The following is a 263-nucleotide window of genomic DNA, read 5'->3' as shown; positions in this document are numbered from 1 at the left end:
CCCCGTGCACACGACTCGGCTCTTGGACGTGTTCTCAATTGATATCAGACGCCCTTCAGGGTCGAGTTCGATTTCGAGCTTGTTCGACATCAATCTTGCGATAGTTTGCTGGTGATACTGAACCCAGCGAGGACTAGCCTGAGCTACGTCAGTTTCACCGTAAACACGGAAGCCATAATCCAGCCAGCTGGATATCAGGTCACGGTAAGCAATTCCCCAAAGGGCAGAATCTTTTCCGCGTTCTTTCAAGTTATTGAGAAATC

General features: G+C 49.4%; 1 protein-coding gene. It reads right to left on the bottom strand.

Features of this window, described 5'->3' with window-relative positions; genetic code table 11:
* Window positions 1–263 (bottom strand): hypothetical protein (locus SB752_RS32675; protein ID WP_410719542.1); only part of this gene is annotated, 263 nt, incomplete at both ends.

This window comes from Brevibacillus sp. SIMBA_040 (assembly GCF_046535075.1).
Classification (GTDB): Bacteria; Bacillota; Bacilli; order Brevibacillales; family Brevibacillaceae; genus Brevibacillus.
This window is presented reverse-complemented; position numbering and strand designations above follow the sequence as displayed.